This is a genomic window from Nocardioides aromaticivorans (genome assembly GCF_013408525.1).
Taxonomy (GTDB): domain Bacteria; phylum Actinomycetota; class Actinomycetes; order Propionibacteriales; family Nocardioidaceae; genus Nocardioides; species Nocardioides aromaticivorans.
Genome location: NZ_JACBZM010000001.1, coordinates 4,048,257 through 4,065,810 on the forward strand (window position 1 = coordinate 4,048,257; position 17,554 = coordinate 4,065,810).

General features: G+C 70.9%; 18 protein-coding genes. 13 read left to right on the top strand and 5 right to left on the bottom strand.

Features of this window, described 5'->3' with window-relative positions; translation table 11 throughout:
- Position 1: 1 nt before the first annotated feature.
- Genes BJ993_RS19415 through BJ993_RS19435 form a run of 5 tightly spaced genes read left to right on the top strand, consistent with a single transcriptional unit; the run spans position 2 to position 4,677 of the window.
- Positions 2-916 (top strand): F0F1 ATP synthase subunit gamma, encoded by a 915-nt coding sequence (locus tag BJ993_RS19415; RefSeq protein ID WP_036542113.1) that lies wholly within the window; start codon positions 2-4, stop codon positions 914-916.
- A gap of 32 nt (positions 917-948) precedes the next feature.
- Entirely contained in the window at positions 949-2,403 is a 1,455-nt protein-coding gene (atpD, locus tag BJ993_RS19420; protein ID WP_036542115.1) for a F0F1 ATP synthase subunit beta, read from the top strand.
- A gap of 2 nt (positions 2,404-2,405) precedes the next feature.
- Positions 2,406-2,813: a F0F1 ATP synthase subunit epsilon gene (locus tag BJ993_RS19425; protein WP_036542117.1), complete on the top strand. Its 408-nt coding sequence runs from the start codon at positions 2,406-2,408 to the stop codon at positions 2,811-2,813.
- A gap of 7 nt (positions 2,814-2,820) precedes the next feature.
- On the top strand, positions 2,821-3,276 hold the full coding sequence (locus BJ993_RS19430) for a DUF2550 domain-containing protein (RefSeq protein WP_036542119.1): 456 nt from the start codon (positions 2,821-2,823) through the stop codon (positions 3,274-3,276).
- Entirely contained in the window at positions 3,277-4,677 is a 1,401-nt protein-coding gene (locus BJ993_RS19435; RefSeq protein WP_179650688.1) for an MFS transporter, read from the top strand.
- Between the two features lie 13 nt (positions 4,678-4,690).
- Here the strand turns inward: BJ993_RS19435 and BJ993_RS26395 are convergent, their stop codons facing one another.
- Positions 4,691-7,885, bottom strand: a complete 3,195-nt coding sequence (locus BJ993_RS26395) for a DEAD/DEAH box helicase (RefSeq protein ID WP_179650690.1) — start codon at positions 7,883-7,885, stop codon at positions 4,691-4,693.
- 71 nt (positions 7,886-7,956) lie between these two features.
- On the bottom strand, positions 7,957-8,553 hold the full coding sequence (locus BJ993_RS19445) for a cob(I)yrinic acid a,c-diamide adenosyltransferase (protein ID WP_179650692.1): 597 nt from the start codon (positions 8,551-8,553) through the stop codon (positions 7,957-7,959).
- A 127-nt stretch (positions 8,554-8,680) separates the two neighbouring features.
- On the opposite strand from BJ993_RS19445, the gene BJ993_RS19450 reads away from it, so the two are divergent.
- Together BJ993_RS19450 and BJ993_RS19455 are read left to right on the top strand one after the other, a co-directional pair.
- The gene (locus BJ993_RS19450; protein ID WP_051931712.1) at positions 8,681-9,019 is read left to right on the top strand and encodes an STAS domain-containing protein; all 339 of its coding nucleotides are present in this window, start codon (positions 8,681-8,683) and stop codon (positions 9,017-9,019) included.
- 112 nt (positions 9,020-9,131) lie between these two features.
- Positions 9,132-11,171 carry an ethylmalonyl-CoA mutase gene (locus tag BJ993_RS19455; protein WP_036542125.1) on the top strand — a complete coding sequence of 680 codons (2,040 nt, stop codon included), beginning with the start codon at positions 9,132-9,134 and terminating at the stop codon, positions 11,169-11,171.
- Between the two features lie 48 nt (positions 11,172-11,219).
- Here the strand turns inward: BJ993_RS19455 and BJ993_RS19460 are convergent, their stop codons facing one another.
- Entirely contained in the window at positions 11,220-11,579 is a 360-nt protein-coding gene (locus BJ993_RS19460; protein WP_308645634.1) for an ArsC/Spx/MgsR family protein, read from the bottom strand.
- A gap of 83 nt (positions 11,580-11,662) precedes the next feature.
- Between BJ993_RS19460 and BJ993_RS19465 the strand changes: the two genes are divergently transcribed.
- Together BJ993_RS19465 and BJ993_RS19470 are read left to right on the top strand one after the other, a co-directional pair.
- Complete coding sequence (locus BJ993_RS19465; RefSeq protein ID WP_036542127.1) at positions 11,663-11,866, top strand: hypothetical protein; 204 nt, start codon at positions 11,663-11,665, stop codon at positions 11,864-11,866.
- A 37-nt stretch (positions 11,867-11,903) separates the two neighbouring features.
- Positions 11,904-12,428, top strand: a complete 525-nt coding sequence (locus tag BJ993_RS19470; RefSeq protein ID WP_036542129.1) for a ferritin — start codon at positions 11,904-11,906, stop codon at positions 12,426-12,428.
- 3 nt (positions 12,429-12,431) lie between these two features.
- Here BJ993_RS19470 and BJ993_RS19475 read toward each other — a convergent pair whose 3' ends face one another.
- Positions 12,432-13,052, bottom strand: a complete 621-nt coding sequence (locus BJ993_RS19475; RefSeq protein WP_179650694.1) for a DUF952 domain-containing protein — start codon at positions 13,050-13,052, stop codon at positions 12,432-12,434.
- Positions 13,053-13,178: 126 nt separating this feature from the next.
- Here BJ993_RS19475 and BJ993_RS19480 point away from each other — a divergent pair, with 126 nt between their 5' ends.
- Positions 13,179-14,300, top strand: coding sequence for an LCP family protein (locus tag BJ993_RS19480; RefSeq protein ID WP_308645635.1), 1,122 nt, complete (start codon positions 13,179-13,181; stop codon positions 14,298-14,300).
- A gap of 53 nt (positions 14,301-14,353) precedes the next feature.
- On the opposite strand, the gene nucS is transcribed toward BJ993_RS19480, so the two are convergent.
- Positions 14,354-15,052, bottom strand: a complete 699-nt coding sequence (nucS, locus tag BJ993_RS19485) for an endonuclease NucS (RefSeq protein WP_036542132.1) — start codon at positions 15,050-15,052, stop codon at positions 14,354-14,356.
- A 25-nt stretch (positions 15,053-15,077) separates the two neighbouring features.
- Here nucS and BJ993_RS19490 point away from each other — a divergent pair, with 25 nt between their 5' ends.
- From BJ993_RS19490 to BJ993_RS19500, 3 genes are all read left to right on the top strand, one after another.
- Positions 15,078-15,380, top strand: coding sequence for a DUF167 domain-containing protein (locus BJ993_RS19490; RefSeq protein WP_308645636.1), 303 nt, complete (start codon positions 15,078-15,080; stop codon positions 15,378-15,380).
- 85 nt (positions 15,381-15,465) lie between these two features.
- Positions 15,466-16,635, top strand: a complete 1,170-nt coding sequence (locus BJ993_RS19495) for a 3-hydroxyacyl-CoA dehydrogenase family protein (RefSeq protein ID WP_179650696.1) — start codon at positions 15,466-15,468, stop codon at positions 16,633-16,635.
- A 116-nt stretch (positions 16,636-16,751) separates the two neighbouring features.
- A complete protein-coding gene (locus BJ993_RS19500; RefSeq protein ID WP_179650698.1) occupies positions 16,752-17,546 on the top strand; it encodes an alpha/beta fold hydrolase in 795 nt (264 codons plus the stop codon).
- Positions 17,547-17,554 lie beyond the last annotated feature (8 nt).

A 17,554-nucleotide genomic window follows, 5' to 3' on the forward strand; every position in this document is an offset into this window, starting at 1 on the left:
CATGGCCGTATCGCTGCGTGAGTACCGCGCGCGGATCAAGTCGACGGAGTCGATGAAGAAGATCACGCGTGCCATGGAGCTCATCGCTGCGTCCCGGATCATCAAGGCGCAGCAGCGGGCGACGGCGGCAGCGCCGTACGCCCGGGAGCTGACGCGCGCCGTGTCGGCGGTGGCGACGTTCTCGAACGTCGACCACCCGCTGACGCGGGAGCAGGAGAACCCGAAGCGGGCCGCGGTCCTGGTCATCACCAGCGACCGGGGTCTGGCGGGTGCCTACTCCTCGAGCGTCATCAAGGAGACCGAGCGGCTCAGCGAGCGGCTGCGGGCCGAGGGCAAGGAGCTCGACTTCTACCTCGCCGGGCGCAAGGCGGAGGCCTACTTCAAGTTCCGCAACCGCCCCTACGTCCAGGCCTGGACCGGGTTCTCCGACCAGCCGACGTACGACAAGGCGGCCGAGATCGGCGCCGCCCTGATCGAGGCGTTCCTCAAGGAGCAGGGCGAGGACGGTGACGTGGACGAGGTCCACGTCGTCTACACCCGCTTCCGCTCGATGCTCACCCAGGAGCCGACCGCGATCCGGCTGCTGCCGCTCGAGGTCGTCGAGGGTGAGGAGGCCCCCGAGGCCGACGAGCTGCTGCCGCTCTACGAGTTCGAGCCGTCGGCGTCCGAGGTCCTCGACGGGCTGCTCCCGCAGTACGTCCAGAGTCGGATCTTCTACGCCCTCCTGCAGGCCGCGGCCTCCGAGCTCGCGGCTCGCCAGAAGGCCATGAAGTCCGCGACGGACAATGCTGAGGAGCTGATCAAGAAGCTCACCCGGATCGCCAACCAGGCGCGCCAGGCGGGCATCACCCAGGAGATCAGCGAGATCGTCGGTGGCGTGAACGCCCTCGCCGACGCCCAGGCTGCGAACGACTGACCCACCAGAGAAAACACCAAACGGAGTAAGACATGACTGCAACGGTTGAAGAGACCACCGCCAGCGGTGCGGCCTCGGTGGGTCGGATCGCACGGGTCATCGGCCCGGTCGTCGACATCGAGTTCCCGACCGACTCGATGCCCGACATCTACAACAAGCTCGAGGCCGAGATCACCCTCGACGGCGAGACCACGGTCCTGCCGCTCGAGGTGGCCCAGCACATCGGCGACGGCATGGTCCGCGCCATCTCCCTGAAGCCCACCGACGGCCTGGTCCGGGGCCAGAGCGTCTCCGACACCGGCGAGCCGATCTCGGTGCCGGTCGGCGACGTCACCCTCGGCAAGGTCTTCAACGCCACCGGTGACTTCCTCAACCTCGCCGAGGGCGAGACGGTGGAGGTCAACGAGCGCTGGGGCATCCACCGCAAGGCGCCTGCCTTCGACCAGCTCGAGTCGAAGACGCAGATGTTCGAGACGGGCATCAAGGTCATCGACCTGCTCGCGCCGTACGTCACCGGTGGAAAGATCGGCCTGTTCGGTGGTGCCGGCGTCGGCAAGACCGTGCTCATCCAGGAGATGATCGCCCGCGTCGCCAAGAACCACGGTGGTGTGTCGGTGTTCGCCGGTGTCGGCGAGCGCACCCGTGAGGGCAACGACCTGATCGTCGAGATGCAGGAGGCCGGCGTCTTCGACAAGGTCGCCCTGGTCTTCGGCCAGATGGACGAGCCGCCGGGCACGCGTCTTCGCGTCGCCCTGTCCGCGCTGACGATGGCGGAGTACTTCCGCGACGTCCAGGGCCAGGACGTGCTGCTGTTCATCGACAACATCTTCCGGTTCACGCAGGCCGGCTCCGAGGTCTCGACGCTGCTCGGCCGCATGCCGTCCGCCGTGGGCTACCAGCCCAACCTGGCTGACGAGATGGGCACGCTGCAGGAGCGGATCACCTCGACCCGCGGTCGCTCGATCACCTCGATGCAGGCGATCTACGTCCCCGCCGACGACTACACCGACCCGGCCCCGGCGGCGACCTTCGCCCACCTGGACGCCACGACCGAGCTCTCCCGTGAGATCGCGTCGCTCGGTATCTACCCGGCGGTGGACCCGCTGACCTCGACCTCGCGGATCCTCGACCCGCAGTACATCGGTCAGGCCCACTACGACTGCGCGATCCGCATCAAGCAGATCCTGCAGCGCAACAAGGAGCTCCAGGACATCATCGCGATCCTCGGTGTCGACGAGCTCTCCGAGGAAGACAAGATCATCGTCTCCCGCGCGCGTCGTATCCAGCGGTTCCTGTCGCAGAACACCTACGTCGCCAAGCAGTTCACCGGCATCGAGGGCTCGACGGTCCCCGTGGCCGAGACGATCGAGGCGTTCAACAAGATCGCCGACGGTGAGTACGACCACGTGGCCGAGCAGGCGTTCTTCATGTGCGGCGGTCTCGACGACGTCGAGCGCAACTGGGCCGAGATCCAGAAGAGCCTCTGATCATGGCTGAGACCGCAGTCGAGCACCTGCACGTCGAGCTCGTCGCTGCCGACCGGACCGTGTGGTCCGGTGAGGCGGCGATGATCATCGCGCGCACGCTCGAGGGTGACATCGGCGTCCTGCGCGGTCACGCGCCGACGCTGTCGCTGCTGTCGGCCTCGGTGATCGAGATCCAGGTCGCGGGCACCAACCAGCTCGTGGTCGCCGCCGTCGACGGTGGCTTCCTGTCGGTCGCCCACGACCGGGTCTCGATCCTCGCCGAGCACGTCGAGAAGGGCGAGGACATCGAGGTGGAGCAGGCGCGGATCGACCTCGAGGAGGCGCGTCGCCTCCTCGACTCGAGCAACGAGGCGGAGCAGCGCGTGCGGCACGCCGAGGCCCGCATCCGCGCCGCAGAGAAGGTCAGCTAGCACGCAGATGGCTTGGTGGGAGTGGCTGCTCGACATCTGTGGCGCCCTCCTGCTGCTGTGTGTGCTGTACGGCGCCGGACTGATCGTCCGGCGCCGTCTGCTGTCCCGGCACGGTGGCACCTTCGAGCTGAGCCACCGCTACCGCATGGACCGGCCCGAGCGCGGCTGGGTCCTGGGCCTCGGTCGGTACTCCGACGAGACGCTCGAGTGGTTCCGCGTCTTCTCGCTGTCGCCACGCCCGAAGCAGACGTGGACCCGCGAGGAGCTCGACTACGACGGTCGGCGCGAGCCGCTGGGTGCCGAGCAGGCCTCGTTGTACCCCGACCACCTGGTCATCCGGTGCCAGTCGCCGAACGGCCTCGTGGAGCTCGCCATGAGCGTCTCGTCGCTCACGGGCTTCCAGGCGTGGCTGGAGGCCATGCCTCCCGGCACCGACTGGAACCGGGTCAAGGGCTCGTCCTAGATGGAACCCACCTGCGCTGACGTCACGTTCGGCTCCCGCACCGGACGCGCGGTGCTCGCGGCGGCGACGCTCGGCAGCGCCATGGCGCTGCTCGACAGCACGGTCGTCAACGTCGCGCTCCGTCAGGTCGGTGAGGACCTCGAGGCGAGCCTCAGCGACCTGCAGTGGGTGACCAACGGCTACCTGCTCACCCTCGCCGCCCTCACCCTGCTGGGTGGCTCGCTGGGCGACCGCTTCGGCCGGCGTCGCATCTTCGTGCTCGGAGTCGTCGGCTTCGCGGTCACGTCCGCGGCGTGCGGACTGGCCCCGTCGGCGCCCTTCCTCGTGGTCGCGCGGATCGCCCAGGGGGCCGCTGCCGCCTTGTTGACCCCGGGAAGCCTGGCCATGATCCAGGGTTCCTTCGCACCGGGCGACCGGGCACGGGCGATCGGGACCTGGTCGGGCTTCGGGAGCGTGGCCGCCGCGGTGGGACCGTTCGTGGGTGGCTGGCTCGTCGAGGCGGCCAGCTGGCGGTGGGTCTTCCTCATCAACCTGCCCGTCGCGGCACTGGCGCTCCTGGCGGCGCGCGCCGTGCCGGAGACGCGTGACCCCGAGGCCGTGCCGGGCTTCGACACCCGGGGCGCCGTGCTCGGCGCCCTCGGCCTCGGCGGCGTCACCTACGCGCTGATCCAGTGGACCACGACCCCACCGGCAGCCGCGGTCGCGCTCGTCCTCGGCCTGCTGGCGGGCGTCGCCTTCGTCGTCGCCGAGCGGCGCAGCCCGCACCCGATGCTGCCGCTGTCGCTCTTCGGGTCGCGCCAGTTCTCCGCCGCCAACGGGATGACCCTGCTGACCTACGCCGCGCTCGGTGGCGTGCTCTTCTTCCTCGTGCTGCAGCTCCAGACCGTCGGTGGGTACGGCGCGCTCCGCGCCGGTCTCGCGACGCTGCCCATCACGGTCGCGATGGTCCTGCTGGCCGGTCGCGGGGGAGCGCTCGCCGCGCGGATCGGCCCGCGGCTGCCGATGACGGTCGGGCCGCTGCTGTGCGGCGTGGGCACCTTCCTGCTCGCCCGGGTCGACGCCGACGTCGACTACTGGCTCGACGTAGCCGTGCCGCTCACGGTCTTCGGCCTCGGCCTGGCCTCGCTGGTCGCTCCGTTGACGGCGGCGGTCCTCGCCGCCGCGCCCGACCACCACGCCGGCGTCGCGTCCGGCATCAACAACGCCGTCGCCCGTGCCGGCTCACTGCTGGCCGTCGCGGCCCTGCCACTGCTGGTCGGGCTCTCGGGGGAGGACTACCAGGTGCCGAGCGAGTTCGCGCACGGCTATCGCGCGGCGATGCTGTGGTGCGCCGGCCTGCTCGTGGTCAGCGGCGTCTTCTCCTGGCTGACCATCCGCAACCCCTCCACGGTCGTCGAGTAGCCCGCGCCGCTGCTCACTCGAACAGCCCGCGGATGTCGTCGGCACCGATCGAGGTGCTCATCGCGCCGTCGCCGTCGATCACCTGGGCGAAGAGCTCGGCCTTGCGTGCCTTGAGCTCCATGACCTTCTCCTCGATGGTGTCGCTCGCGACCAGCCGGTAGACGTGGACGTGCTTGGTCTGGCCGATCCGGTGGGCGCGGTCGACGGCCTGCGCCTCGGCGGCGGGGTTCCACCACGGGTCGAGCACGAAGACGTAGTCGGCCTCGGTCAGGGTCAGGCCGACACCGCCCGCCTTGAGCGAGATGAGGAAGACCGGGGCGGAGCCCGACCGGAACTCCTCGATGACCGCGCTCCGGTCGCGGGTCGCGCCGTCGAGGTAGGTCGTGGCGATCCCGGCGTCCTCCAGCCGCGACCGGACCCGGCGCAGGAAGGAGGTGAACTGGCTGAAGACGAGCGCGCGATGACCCTCCGCGGTGATCTCGAGCAGGTGGTCGACGAGGACGTCGAGCTTGGCCGACCCGACCCGCTCGTGCTCCTCGTCGACCAGTGCCGGGTCGAGCGCGAGCTGGCGCAGGGTGGTCAGGGCGCTGAAGATCGCGACCCGGTTGCGGTCGAAGTCCTCGACCAGGCCGAGGATGCGCTGGCGCTCCTTCGCGAGGTGGGTGTCGTAGATCTTGCGGTGCCGGGGCGCGAGCTCGACGGGCAGCACCTGTTCCTGCTTCGGCGGCAGGTCGTCGGCGACGAGCTCCTTGGTCCTGCGCAGCAGGAACGGCTTGACCCGCGCCCGGAACCGGTCGAGGACGGCCTTGTCGGCGTCGCGCTCGATGGGGCGCACGACCTTCTCGGCGAACCGGCGCGGCCACGGGTAGAGGCCGGGCACCGTGATGGAGAGCAGCGACCAGAGCTCCATCAGCCGGTTCTCGAAGGGGGTGCCGGTGACGGCCAGCCGGAAGGGCACCTCGAGGGTGCGCACGGCGGTGTAGGTCTTGCTCTGGTGGTTCTTGACCTGCTGGGCCTCGTCGAGGACCAGGCCCGCCCACGTGACGGCGGCGTACTCCTCCTGGGCGAGGCGGAGCAGGGTGTAGGTCGTCACGACGACGTCGGCATCGGCGGCGAGCTCCGCGACGTCGTCGGTACGGCGGCTCGCGACCCGCACCCGGAGGCCGGGCGCGTGCCGGGCGGCCTCGTCGGCCCAGGCGGTCACGACGCTGGTCGGCGCGACGACGAGGAAGGGACCCTCGTCGGGCCGCTCGGACCGGGCATGCGCGATCAGCGCGAGCACCTGGAGCGTCTTGCCCAGGCCCATGTCGTCGGCGAGGATCCCGCCGAGGCCGTGCTGCCAGAGGAAGGCCAGCCACCAGAAGCCCTCGCGCTGGTAGCTGCGCAGCCGGGTGGCGAGACCCTGGGGCTCCGGACGGGGGATGTCGGTCAGGTCGCGGAGGGCCTCCGCCCGCCGGACCCACTCGGCGACCTGGCTGTCGACCAGGCCGGTCTCGGCGAGCTGCGCCCACAGGCCGAGGTCCTGGCGGCCGACGGCGATCCGCTCGCCGTCGTGGTCGTGCAGCTCGGCGGCCGCGGCGACGACCTCGCGGAGCCGGTCGAACTCGGGGCGGTCGGTGGTGACGTACATGCCACTCGGCAGCACGAGGAACTCCAGGCCGAGCGTGAGCGCCGCGAGCACGTCCGGCAGCGGGATCGACTCGTCGGCGACCCGCACGCTCACGGCGAGGTCGAACCAGTCGGTGACCGGCTTGTCGTCGTCGGGCTCCACGACGTCGAAGCGGATCTCGGGGGCGACGTCGACCTCGCGGAAGTCGGGGCGCTCCTCCTCCACGACCCGCACGTCGGGGAGGGTGCGCAGGTGGGGGAGCTCGTGGATGGCCAGCGCGAGGGCCTCGCCGTCGGTGGCCGTGGTGGTGCCGAGCAGCTCGGGAGCGACCTGACCGACGATCTCGCGCTCGGCCGCCCGGTCCCGGACCCCGCCGAGCGGGTCGCGGCTGCCGAGCGCGCAGGTGCGGCTCCCGTCGTCGCCGTACTCCCAGGTCCAGGCCAGCCCGGCCTTGGTCGCGGTGTGCCAGGTGACCGTGAGCACCAGCGTCGGGCGCAGCGGCTCGGGCAGCTCGATGGCCGCCGTCTCCGTGCGCACCGTCAGGTGGCGCATCAGGACCGGCAGCTCGGCGCGCAGGTCGTCGGCGTCGGCGGGCGGGACCGTGAGCCCGGGCCCGTCGACGAGGTGGCGCACCGACAGCGGCATGGGGGAGTCGAGGGCGGCGATCAGCAGGTGGCCGTCGGCGTCGAGCAGGCCGACCGACGTGGCCGGGTTGCCGATCGGGATGACGTCGTCACCGCGCCACGACTGGTCGCCGAGGGTCACCGCCGCGTGCACGGCCGTGCCACCCGACGCACTGTCGGACAGCAGGACGACGACCTCCGCCTCGTCGTCGGCGACGCTGACGCCCGCGGTCCCCCTGCCGCCGAGCAGGGTGACGCCGGCGTCGCGGGCCGTGCGCAGCGCGCGCACGACCTGGCCGCCGAACTCGTCGAGCGAGGGCGCCACGCCGGCGTAGTAGTAGGAGCGGTGGCCCATCCAGAGCTGGTGCAGCGCCGCGACGGCGTCGGCCTGCGCGCGGGGGAAGCCGCCGGTGACCTCGGCCGCCGCCACGTCGGACCAGTCCGCGCCGGTCTTGACCCAGGGCTTGTTGCGGCCACGCCGCAGGGGGCGCACGTGCAGCGTCCGTCCGACGCCCTGGTAGCCGCGGCGCGGCTCCTGGAGGCTGATCTCGAGGGCCAGCGGGACCTCGTCGACCGGCTCCCGGTGCTGCCGGTCGAGCTCGGTCACCACCCGTTCCAGCGTCCGTCGCCAGGTCGAGCCGATCGAGGGGATGCTCGCGGCCGGCGCGAAGCTCTGGCGCAGGGTCAGCGCGAGGGCGGCGCCGTGCTTGCACACCGAGCGCACGGGGCACGTGCAGACGGTGAACAGCCAGCCCGCGTAGTCGGCCGTGGGCGCCTCGACGTGCAGCTGCACCTGGTAGGGCTCGACCCGCGAGCCCAGCACCTCGGCCGTCGCGGTGACCGACGCGGCGGACAGCATCCCGATCTCGGGCCGGCGCACGGCGCCCCGCTCGACGACCTCACGGGCGCGCGCCAGCGTCCCGGGGTCGAAGTGACGCTCCAGGAAGGTGTCGGTGAGCTGGGCGAGGACGTTCACGATCCGTCCAGAATGTCACGGGGGACCGACGTCTCCCGCATCCATCCACAGCCCCTCCCGGGGCGGGCGGATCAGTCCCCGCGGCCGCGGTCGTACCCGCGCTCGCCGCCCGGCACCCACAGCACGTCGCCGACCTCGCGGTTGGCGTGCCGGGCGAGGATGAAGAGCAGGTCGCTGAGCCGGTTGAGGTAGGTGATCGCGAGGGGGTTCATGGTCTCGGCGTGCACGGCGTGGGCGGCCCAGGCGGCCCGCTCGGCCCGTCGTACGACGGTGCGGGCGACGTGGAGCTGGGCCGCCGCGGGCGTGCCGCCGTTGAGGATGAAGGACCGGAGCTTCTCGAGGTCCTCGTTGAAGTGGTCGCACCAGTGCTCGAGCCGGTCGATGGAGCCCTGCTCGATGCGCAGGGGCGGGAACTCCGGGTCGGTCACCACCGGGTTGCAGAGGTCCGCGCCCACGTCGAACATCTCGTTCTGGACGTGGGTGAGGACGGCGACGACGTGGTCGGTCAGCCCGCCGGTGGCGACCGCGACCGCGATCTGCGCGTTCGCCTCGTCGACCGTCGCGTAGGCCTCGAGCCGCAGGTCGGTCTTCGTGGTCACGCTCATGTCGCCCAAGCGGGTCTCGCCGGCGTCGCCGGTCCGGGTGTAGATGCGGGTGAGGTTGACCATGGTCGGGAGCCTACTTCTGCAACTCGCCGAAATTTTCCGGGGCTCGGTGCAACCGAATCGGGTACCCGAGCGTCATGGTGGGTAGAAGGCCGTGAGGGACGGCCCGCACGGATCTCGGGAGGCACGGATGGGCGCGACGATCAGCACCGACCTGCAGACGACCGGCGCCGTGCTCGTGCTCGCCGGGGAGCTCGACGTGCGGAGCACGGGCGAGATCCGAACCGCCCTCTACGAGCACCTCCGCGTCCACGGCTCCTACACCGACGGCCGCGTGCTGGTCGACCTGAGCGACGTGACCTCCATCGACGAGACCGCGCTCAAGGTGCTGGCTGCCGCCAGCCGCCGGGCCCGCCGCCGCGGCGGGGCCGTGGTGCTGCGCGGTGCCTGCCCCGCCGTACGCCGCATGCTCCACCTGACCCACCTGGTCCGGCTGTTCGAGCTCGAGCGGCTCCCGGTTCCCGCCTGAGCGCGATCCTCGCCGGGCGGACGACCAGCCCCTTCCGCGGGTGTGGCGTTGTGCACAACCACACACCGAACGGCGGTTACCAAGCGGTAGTGATCCGCCTAGTCTTCGCTCTATGAGTTCGATGCCTGACGCCTCCGCCACGCCCGAGAAGGCCTCGCACCCCAAGGACCGCCCCTGGGTGATGCGCACGTACGCCGGCCACTCGACCGCCGAGGCGTCCAACGCGCTCTACCGCACCAACCTGGCCAAGGGACAGACCGGCCTCTCGGTCGCCTTCGACCTGCCCACGCAGACCGGCTACGACCCCGACAGCCCGCTCTCGCGCGGCGAGGTCGGCAAGGTCGGCGTACCGGTGCCGCACCTGGGCGAGATGCGCAAGCTCTTCGACCAGATCCCCCTCACCGAGATGAACACCTCGATGACGATCAACGCGACCGCCATGTGGCTGCTCGCGATGTACCAGGTCGCGGCGGAGGAGCAGAACCCCGACCTGTCGCCGTCGGAGGTCGCCCACAAGCTCGCGGGCACGACCCAGAACGACATCATCAAGGAGTACCTCTCGCGCGGGACCTATGTCTTCCCGCCGGAGCACTCCCTGCGCCTCATCGGCGACATGATCGCCTACACGGTCCACGAGATCCCGAAGTGGAACCCGATCAACATCTGCAGCTACCACTTGCAGGAGGCCGGCGCGACGCCGGTGCAGGAGATCGCCTACGCGATGTGCACGGCGATCGCCGTCCTCGACCAGGTGAAGAACTCCGGTCAGGTCTCCGACGACGACTTCGAGAAGGTCGTCGGCCGGATCTCGTTCTTCGTCAACGCGGGCGTCCGGTTCGTCGAGGAGATGTGCAAGATGCGCGCCTTCGTCGAGCTGTGGGACGAGATCACCCGTGAGCGCTACGGCGTGCAGGACGAGAAGATGCGCCGCTTCCGCTACGGCGTCCAGGTCAACAGCCTCGGCCTCACGGAGGCGCAGCCGGAGAACAACGTCCAACGCATCGTGCTCGAGATGCTCGCCGTGACGCTGTCGAAGAAGGCTCGCGCCCGCGCGGTGCAGCTGCCCGCGTGGAACGAGGCGCTCGGCCTGCCGCGGCCGTGGGACCAGCAGTGGTCGCTGCGCCTCCAGCAGGTGCTGGCGTTCGAGTCCGACCTCCTCGAGTACGAGGACATCTTCGACGGCTCCCCGGTGGTCGAGGCCAAGGTCCGCGAGCTCGTGGAGGGCGCCAAGGCGGAGATCGACCGGGTGCAGGCGATGGGCGGCGCGATCGCCGCCGTCGACTCGGGCTACATGAAGCAGGAGCTGGTCTCGTCCCACGCCCGGCGCCGTGCCGCGATCGAGGCCGGCGAGGAGATCATCGTCGGCGTCAACAAGTTCGACACCACCGAGCAGAGCCCGCTGACCGCCGACCTCGACGGCGCGATCATGGTCGCCGACCCGGAGGCCGAGAAGGCCGCCCTGGCGTCCGTCGAGGCGTGGAAGGCCCAGCGCGACCAGGCCGAGGTCGACGCCGCGCTGGCCCGCCTGGCCGAGGACGCCAAGACCGGCACGAACCTGATGGCCGCCACCCTCGCCGCCGCCCGCGCGGGCGCGACCACGGGGGAGTGGGCCGGGGTGCTGCGCGAGGTGTTCGGCGAGTTCCGCGCCCCCACCGGCGTCGCCGGCGCCGTGGGCGTGGCTGAGGCCGGCGCCGAGCTGACCGCCGTCCGCGAGGCCGTGCAGCGCACCGGTGACGAGCTCGGCGGCCGCCTGCGGCTGCTGGTCGGCAAGCCCGGGCTCGACGGCCACTCGAACGGCGCCGAGCAGGTCGCCGTACGGGCGCGCGACGCCGGCTTCGAGGTCATCTACCAGGGCATCCGGCTCACCCCCGAGCAGATCGTGGCCGCCGCGGTCGCCGAGGACGTCCACTGCGTGGGCCTCTCGATCCTGTCCGGCTCGCACATGGAGCTGGTGCCGGCCGTGCTCGACGGCCTCAAGGCCGCCGGGATGGGCGACGTGCCGGTCATCGTCGGCGGGATCATCCCCGAGTCCGACGGCAAGGCGCTCCTCGAGCTGGGCGTGGCCGCGGTCTACACGCCGAAGGACTTCGGGCTGACCGAGATCATGGGCGGCATCGTCGAGGTCATCCGCAAGGCCAACGGCCTGGCGTAGCCCGGTCGTCGGGGAGGTTGCACCGCAACCGGCCCGGAGGCGAGACCCTCAGTCGGCCGCGATCACCCGAGCCACGGACTCGGGGTCGCGGCCGACGACCGTCGTACCGTCGGCGGCGGTGATGATCGGCCGCTGGATGAGCCGCGGGTTCTCGGCGAGCAGGCGCAACCACGCCGCACGCTGGTCCGCGGCCTTCGGCGGCAGCGTGCGCTCCAGCTTCCTCGCGTCGGCGGTGCGCGCGATGTCCCAGGGCTCCAGGCCCAGCCGGCCCAGCACGTCCTCGAGCTCGGCGACCGTCGGCGGGTCGTCGAGGTAGCGACGGATCGTGTACTCGACGCCGGCGGCCCTCAGCTCGCTCTCCGCGGTGCGGCACTTGGAGCAGGCGGGGTTCAGCCAGATCTCGATCACGGCGTGACTGTAGCGACCCGCATCACCTGTGACGCCGGTCACGTCAGTTAGGTCTGCCTACCCTCATCCCTTACCCTCGTGACGTGGGCAAGGACAAGAAGAAGTCGAAGGGGAAGCAGAAGCTCCCCAAGACGAAGTGCTGCGTCTCGAAGTCGAAGTGCGGCCGCTGCCCCCTGCGCATGCTCAAGGAGGGCACCCTCCCCGACGGCTTCACCGTGAAGCGGCGCGTGCTGGTCACGACCAGTGGCAAGAAGGTCACCAAGAAGGCGCTGCAGAAGGCCGCCTGAGCCGCGACCACCGACTCTGATGGATAGGGTGGCCCGCATGGCTGCACCACGCTTCACCGACCAGCTCAACGTCCAGATCGGCAACGAGTTCGCCGCGCACAACCAGTACCTCGCGTGCGCCGTCTACTACGACGCCCTGACGATGCCGCAGCTGGCGGGCTTCTTCTACGCCCAGGCGCTGGAGGAGCGCGAGCACGCCATGATGATGGTGCAGTACCTCCTCGACACCGACGCCGACGTGGCGATCCCCGGCGTCGAGGCGCCGGTCTCCGGCTTCGCCGACATCACGGCGCCGATCTCCCTCGCCCTCGAGCAGGAGAAGCGCGTCACCGAGCAGATCTACGGCCTGCTGCGCATCGCGCGCGAGGAGAGCGACTTCGCCTCCGAGCAGTTCATGCAGTGGTTCATCAAGGAGCAGGTCGAGGAGGTCGCGACCATGAACGACCTGCTCGCCGTGGTGACCCGGAGCAAGGACGACATCAACGCGATCGAGGACTGGGTCGCCCGCGAGCAGGGAGCCGGCGCCGCCGACCCGACGGCTCCGGCCGCCGCCGGCGCCTGATCCCTACGCCTTGCGCGGATGGCGGCGCCGGTAGACCAGCACCGCCACCACGACGCCGAGCGCGAGGCCGACCAGGCCGCTGATCCCGGGCGCGCGGTCGCCCCCGATGGCCATGCCGATGCCCAGCCCGGCGGTGCAGATGACCAGGGCCAGGCTGACGACGAGCACGTTGAAGAACATCTCGCGGAAGTAGGTCCGGGAGAAGCTCTCGCCGGGCCGCGCGGAGGCCGCGGGAGCGGCGGTGGCCGCAGGTGCGGTGGCCACGGCCGGGGCCGCGGGACGCGGTGCGGCGGTCGTCGTACCGGGGGAGAGCGGGATGGCCTTGACGACCGCACTCGCCGGCAGCCGCCCGTAGATGTGCGGGAAGGTCTCCTCGACGCCCGGAGCCGGCGGCTCCTCGACGACGGGTACGTCGAGCAGGTCGGTGTCGATCTCCAGCAGCACGAGCGGCTCGGCGACATCGGCGTAGAACCGGTCGCGCACGGCCGTCCACTGGTCCGCGCGACTGGCGTGGATGAAGCCCTCCTCGGCCAGCGACCGGCCGAGCGTCGACGTGGTGTACGCGCCTGACGCCTCGGCGGCCGCCCACTCCGAGGCGAGGGCGAGGTGGAAGATCGTGGCCATGGCCGCGATCTTGCCAGCACGGCTTGGTTCGCTTCCCTACGGTGGGGTGCGATGACCGACACAACGGCAGGACCCCGGCGGCGCGGCAGGCGGAAGGCCCCGCAGCCCGGGCGCACGGTGGCGCGTGTGATCGTGGCGAGCCTGGTCAGCCTCGGGCTGGTGACCGGCGTGGGCGTGGCCCTCGTCTACGCCCACTGGAACGGCAACCTGACGGTCAAGAAGGTCGACGACCTCGTGACCGACCGACCGGACCGGTCGGGTGGCGAGGAGGTCAACATCCTGGTGATGGGCGACGACACCCGCGCGGGCAAGGGCAACAAGATCGACGGCGCCGGCGGGGGTGGCTCCGACACGACGATCCTCTTCCACCTCTCGGCCGACCGGGAGTTCGCCTACGGCATCTCGATCCCGCGCGACACGCTCGTCGACCGGCCGGAGTGCAAGAAGGAGGACGGCTCGGTCACGCCGGCCAAGGCCGACGCGATCTGGAACGAGGCCTACGCCGTCGCCGGCCCCAGCTGCACCATCCAGCAGTTCGAGAGCCTGACCGACATCCTCGTCGACAACTACGTGGTCGTCGACTTCAACGGCTTCAAGGACATGGTCGACGCGCTCGACGGCGTCGAGGTCTGCATCCCCGAGGACATCGTCGACGAGGACGCCGGCATCACCCTCAAGGCGGGCACCCGGGAGATCGAGGGAGACGAGGCGCTGAGCTACGTGCGCGTGCGCAAGGGCGTCGCCGGTGGCGACGGCACCGACCCCCAGCGGATCAAGCGCCAGCAGGCGTTCATGGCGTCGATGATCAACGAGGCGCTCCGGGCCGACATGCTGGCCCGTCCCGACCAGCTGATCGGCTTCATCAACGCCACCACCAAGTCACTCACCACCGACTTCGAGAACATCGGCCAGATGGCCGACCTCGCCCGCTCCTTCCAGGGCATCGGCCTCGACAACATCTCCTTCGTGACCACGCCGTGGGTGTACTCGACCGCACAGGAGGGCCGCGTCGAGTTGACCGACGACGTCGCGAAGCTGTGGCGTCTGGTCCGCCAGGACAAGGAGCTGACCCGCGACTTCCGCGACGACTCCATCAACGCGGCCGACGACCCCGACGGCAGCCCGTCGGCCTCCGGCAGCGCCTCCGGTACGCCGGAGGGGTCGGCCTCCGCGTCCGCCGGCGACCCGTCGACGGACGCGACCGAGGAGCCGGTCGAGGAGGAGCCGGCGTCGCCGGGGCTCTGCTAGACCCGCCGCCACCTCTGCCCAGGAACACGCGGCGGAGCGCTCCGCCCGCGGGATCAGAACAGCCGGTCCTCGGCGTTGTCGAGCCCGCGCAGGGCGTCGTAGTCGACGACGGCGCAGGTGATGCCGCGGTCCTCGGCGAGCACGCGGGCCTGCGGCTTGATCTCCTGCGCGGCGAAGATGCCGCGGACCGCGCCCTTGGTGGTGAGCAGCGGGTCGCGGTTGAGCAGCTCGAGGTAGCGGGTGAGCTGCTCGACGCCGTCGATCTCGCCGCGCCGCTTGATCTCGACGGCGACGCTGAGGCCGGCCTCGTCGCGGCACATCAGGTCGACCGGCCCGATCGCGGTCGGGAACTCGCGCCGCACCAGCGTCAGCCCCGCCGACAGGGTCGCGGGGTGCTCGGCGAGGAGCTCCTGGAGGTGCTTCTCGACGCCGTCCTTCTGCAGGCCGGGGTCGATCCCGAGGTCGTGCTCGCTGTCGTGGAGGATCTCCTCGACGAGGATCCGCAGTGTGTCCGGCGTCTGGCCCTTGGGTGCCTTCGCCGTCACGGTCCACTCGACCTGGCCGTCGTCGGTCGTGCCCTCGCGCACGGTGCACGGCGGCGACATCCAGTTCAGGGGCTTGTACGAGCCGCCGTCGGAGTGCACGAGCACCGACCCGTCCGACTTCAGCATGAGCACCCGGGTCGCCATCGGGAGGTGTGCGGTCAATCGGCCTGCATAGTCCACCTGGCAGCGCGCCACGACGAGTCTCACGGGGAAGGAACATACCCTCAGCCCCGTGGAGATCGAGCCCGACCAGCCCTGGTGGCGTCCCGAGCAGGGGAGTACGACGACCTGGCTGCTCTCCGTCCGGGTGCAGCCGGGCGCGTCCCGCACCGGCGTGGCCGGTCCGACGGGCCCCGAGGGCGCCGAGCTGAAGGTCCGGCTCGCGTCGCCCCCGGTGGACGGTCGGGCCAACGAGGAGCTGGTCCGCTGGCTGGCGCGCGAGCTCGGCGTACCGCGCTCGGCCGTGACGCTGGTGCGCGGCCAGACGTCGCGGTCGAAGCAGCTGCGGATCGACACCACGAACCGGCGGAGCTGAGCACGTCGTGTGACTTCCGTCTCGATGTGTCCACATGGTTACCGACGGGTAGCCGCAGGCCCTTCGGGCTGCCAGAATCCGGCGCATGACTTCGAGCGAGCAGATCTTCAACACGCTGGTGCTCCCGTACCTGAACCACGCGGTGCGCACCTACGAGTCGGGCTACGCCTCGGTGGCCGACATCGACGCCGCGATGCGCTTCGGCTGCGGCTACCCCAAGGGCCCGCTGACCGTGGTCGACGAGATCGGCGCCGCCCAGGTCCGTGACCTCCTCGCCGCGCGCTACGCCGAGACCGGCGACCACCTGCACCAGCCGGCCGACCTGCTGGAGAAGCTCGTCGCCGAGGGGCGCACCTTCGCCGACGAGGCGGCCGCTGCCGGCGAGTCCGCCGCGCCGCAGTTCAAGCACGACATCAACCGGGTCGGCGTCGTCGGCACCGGCACGATGGCGTCCGGCATCGTCCAGGTCTTCGCCCAGGCCGGCTACGACGTCGTCTACGTCGGCCGCACCCAGGAGAAGCTCGACGGCGTCATCGGCTACATCACCAAGAACCTCGACCGGGCCATCGCCAAGGGCAAGGGCACCGAGGCGGACAAGGACGCGCTGCTCGGCCGCCTGACCGGGGCCGTCGAGCGCGAGGCGCTGGGCGACGTCGACATCGTCATCGAGGCCATCGCCGAGGACCTCGAGATCAAGCTCGAGCTGTTCCGCGACCTCGACAAGATCGTCAAGCCGGGCGCGATCCTCGCGACCACGACGTCGTCGCTGCCGATCACCAAGCTCGGCGAGGCCACCGGCCGCCCGCAGGACGTCATCGGCATGCACTTCTTCAACCCGGCCCCCGTGATGAAGCTCGTCGAGATCATCACCACCGCCGACACCTCCGCCGACGTCGACGAGACCGTCCGCGCGCTGACCGCCAATGTCGGCAAGGTCGGCGTCTCGGCCGGCGACCGCTCGGGCTTCATCGTCAACCTGCTCCTCTTCCCCTACCTCAACGACGCCATCAAGCTGGCCGAGGGTGGCGAGGAGCTGGCCACGATCGACGCCGCGATCAAGGAGACGGCCGCCTTCCCGATGGGCCCGTTCGAGCTGCTCGACGTGGTCGGCAACGACGTGTCGCTGGCGATCCAGAAGGAGCTGTACGGCGAGTTCGGCGAGCCCGGCTTCGCCCCCGCGAAGACGCTCGAGGACAAGGTCGCGGCCGGCGAGCTCGGTCGCAAGACCGGCAAGGGCTTCCACGACTACTCCTGATGGTGCGGGCGCGTCTCCGGCGCGTTGATGGGGGCAGCAAGCTGCCGTCGCGCGCCTCCAGCCGCGCTGCCGCACTGGCTGCTGATGCCGCCACGCCCGCCCGATAGGGTCGGCGCATGACGCTTCACCACACGGCTCTCGGTTCCACCGGGAGCCGTGTGGTCTTTCTCCACGGCCTCTTCGGCCAGGGCAAGAACTGGACCGGGATCGCCAAGCAGCTCGCCGAGAAGCACCGCGTGCTGCTGCTCGACCTGCCGCACCACGGCCGCTCGTCCTGGCCCGAGCGCTTCGACTTCGCCGAGTCGGCCGGGCTGGTCGCGGAGGCGATCACCGCGCACGGTGGTGACGAGCCGGTGACCCTCGTCGGCCACTCGCTCGGCGGCAAGGTCGCCATGGTCCTGGCCCTGCTGCACCGCGAGCGCGTCGAGCGCCTCTGCGTCGCCGACATCTCGCCGGTGCGCTACGACGAGAGCCGGGAGTTCCCGGGCTACATCGAGGCCATGCGCGGCATGGACCTCGCCCAGGTCGTGCACCGCTCCGACGCCGAGCGCCTGCTGGAGCCGGCGGTGCCGGACCCCGTCGTGCGCTCGTTCCTGCTGCAGAACCTGCGCCGCGACCCCGAGGCCGCGTCGGGCTGGAGCTGGCAGGCCAACCTCGACGTGCTCGACCGCGACCTCGGGGTCATCAGCGACTGGCCGGAGGAGGAGCTGGCCGGCGCGGCGCCGTACGACGGACCGGTGCTGTGGCTCGCCGGAGGCCGGTCGAGCTACGTCCAGCCCGCGTACGACGCCGCGATGGACCGCTGGTTCCCGCGCAACCGCAAGGTGACCCTGAAGGACACCGGCCACTGGCTGCACTCGGAGCGCCCCGAGCTCTTCCTCGAGGTGCTCAAGCGGTTCCTGGGGGACTGAGCGGGGCG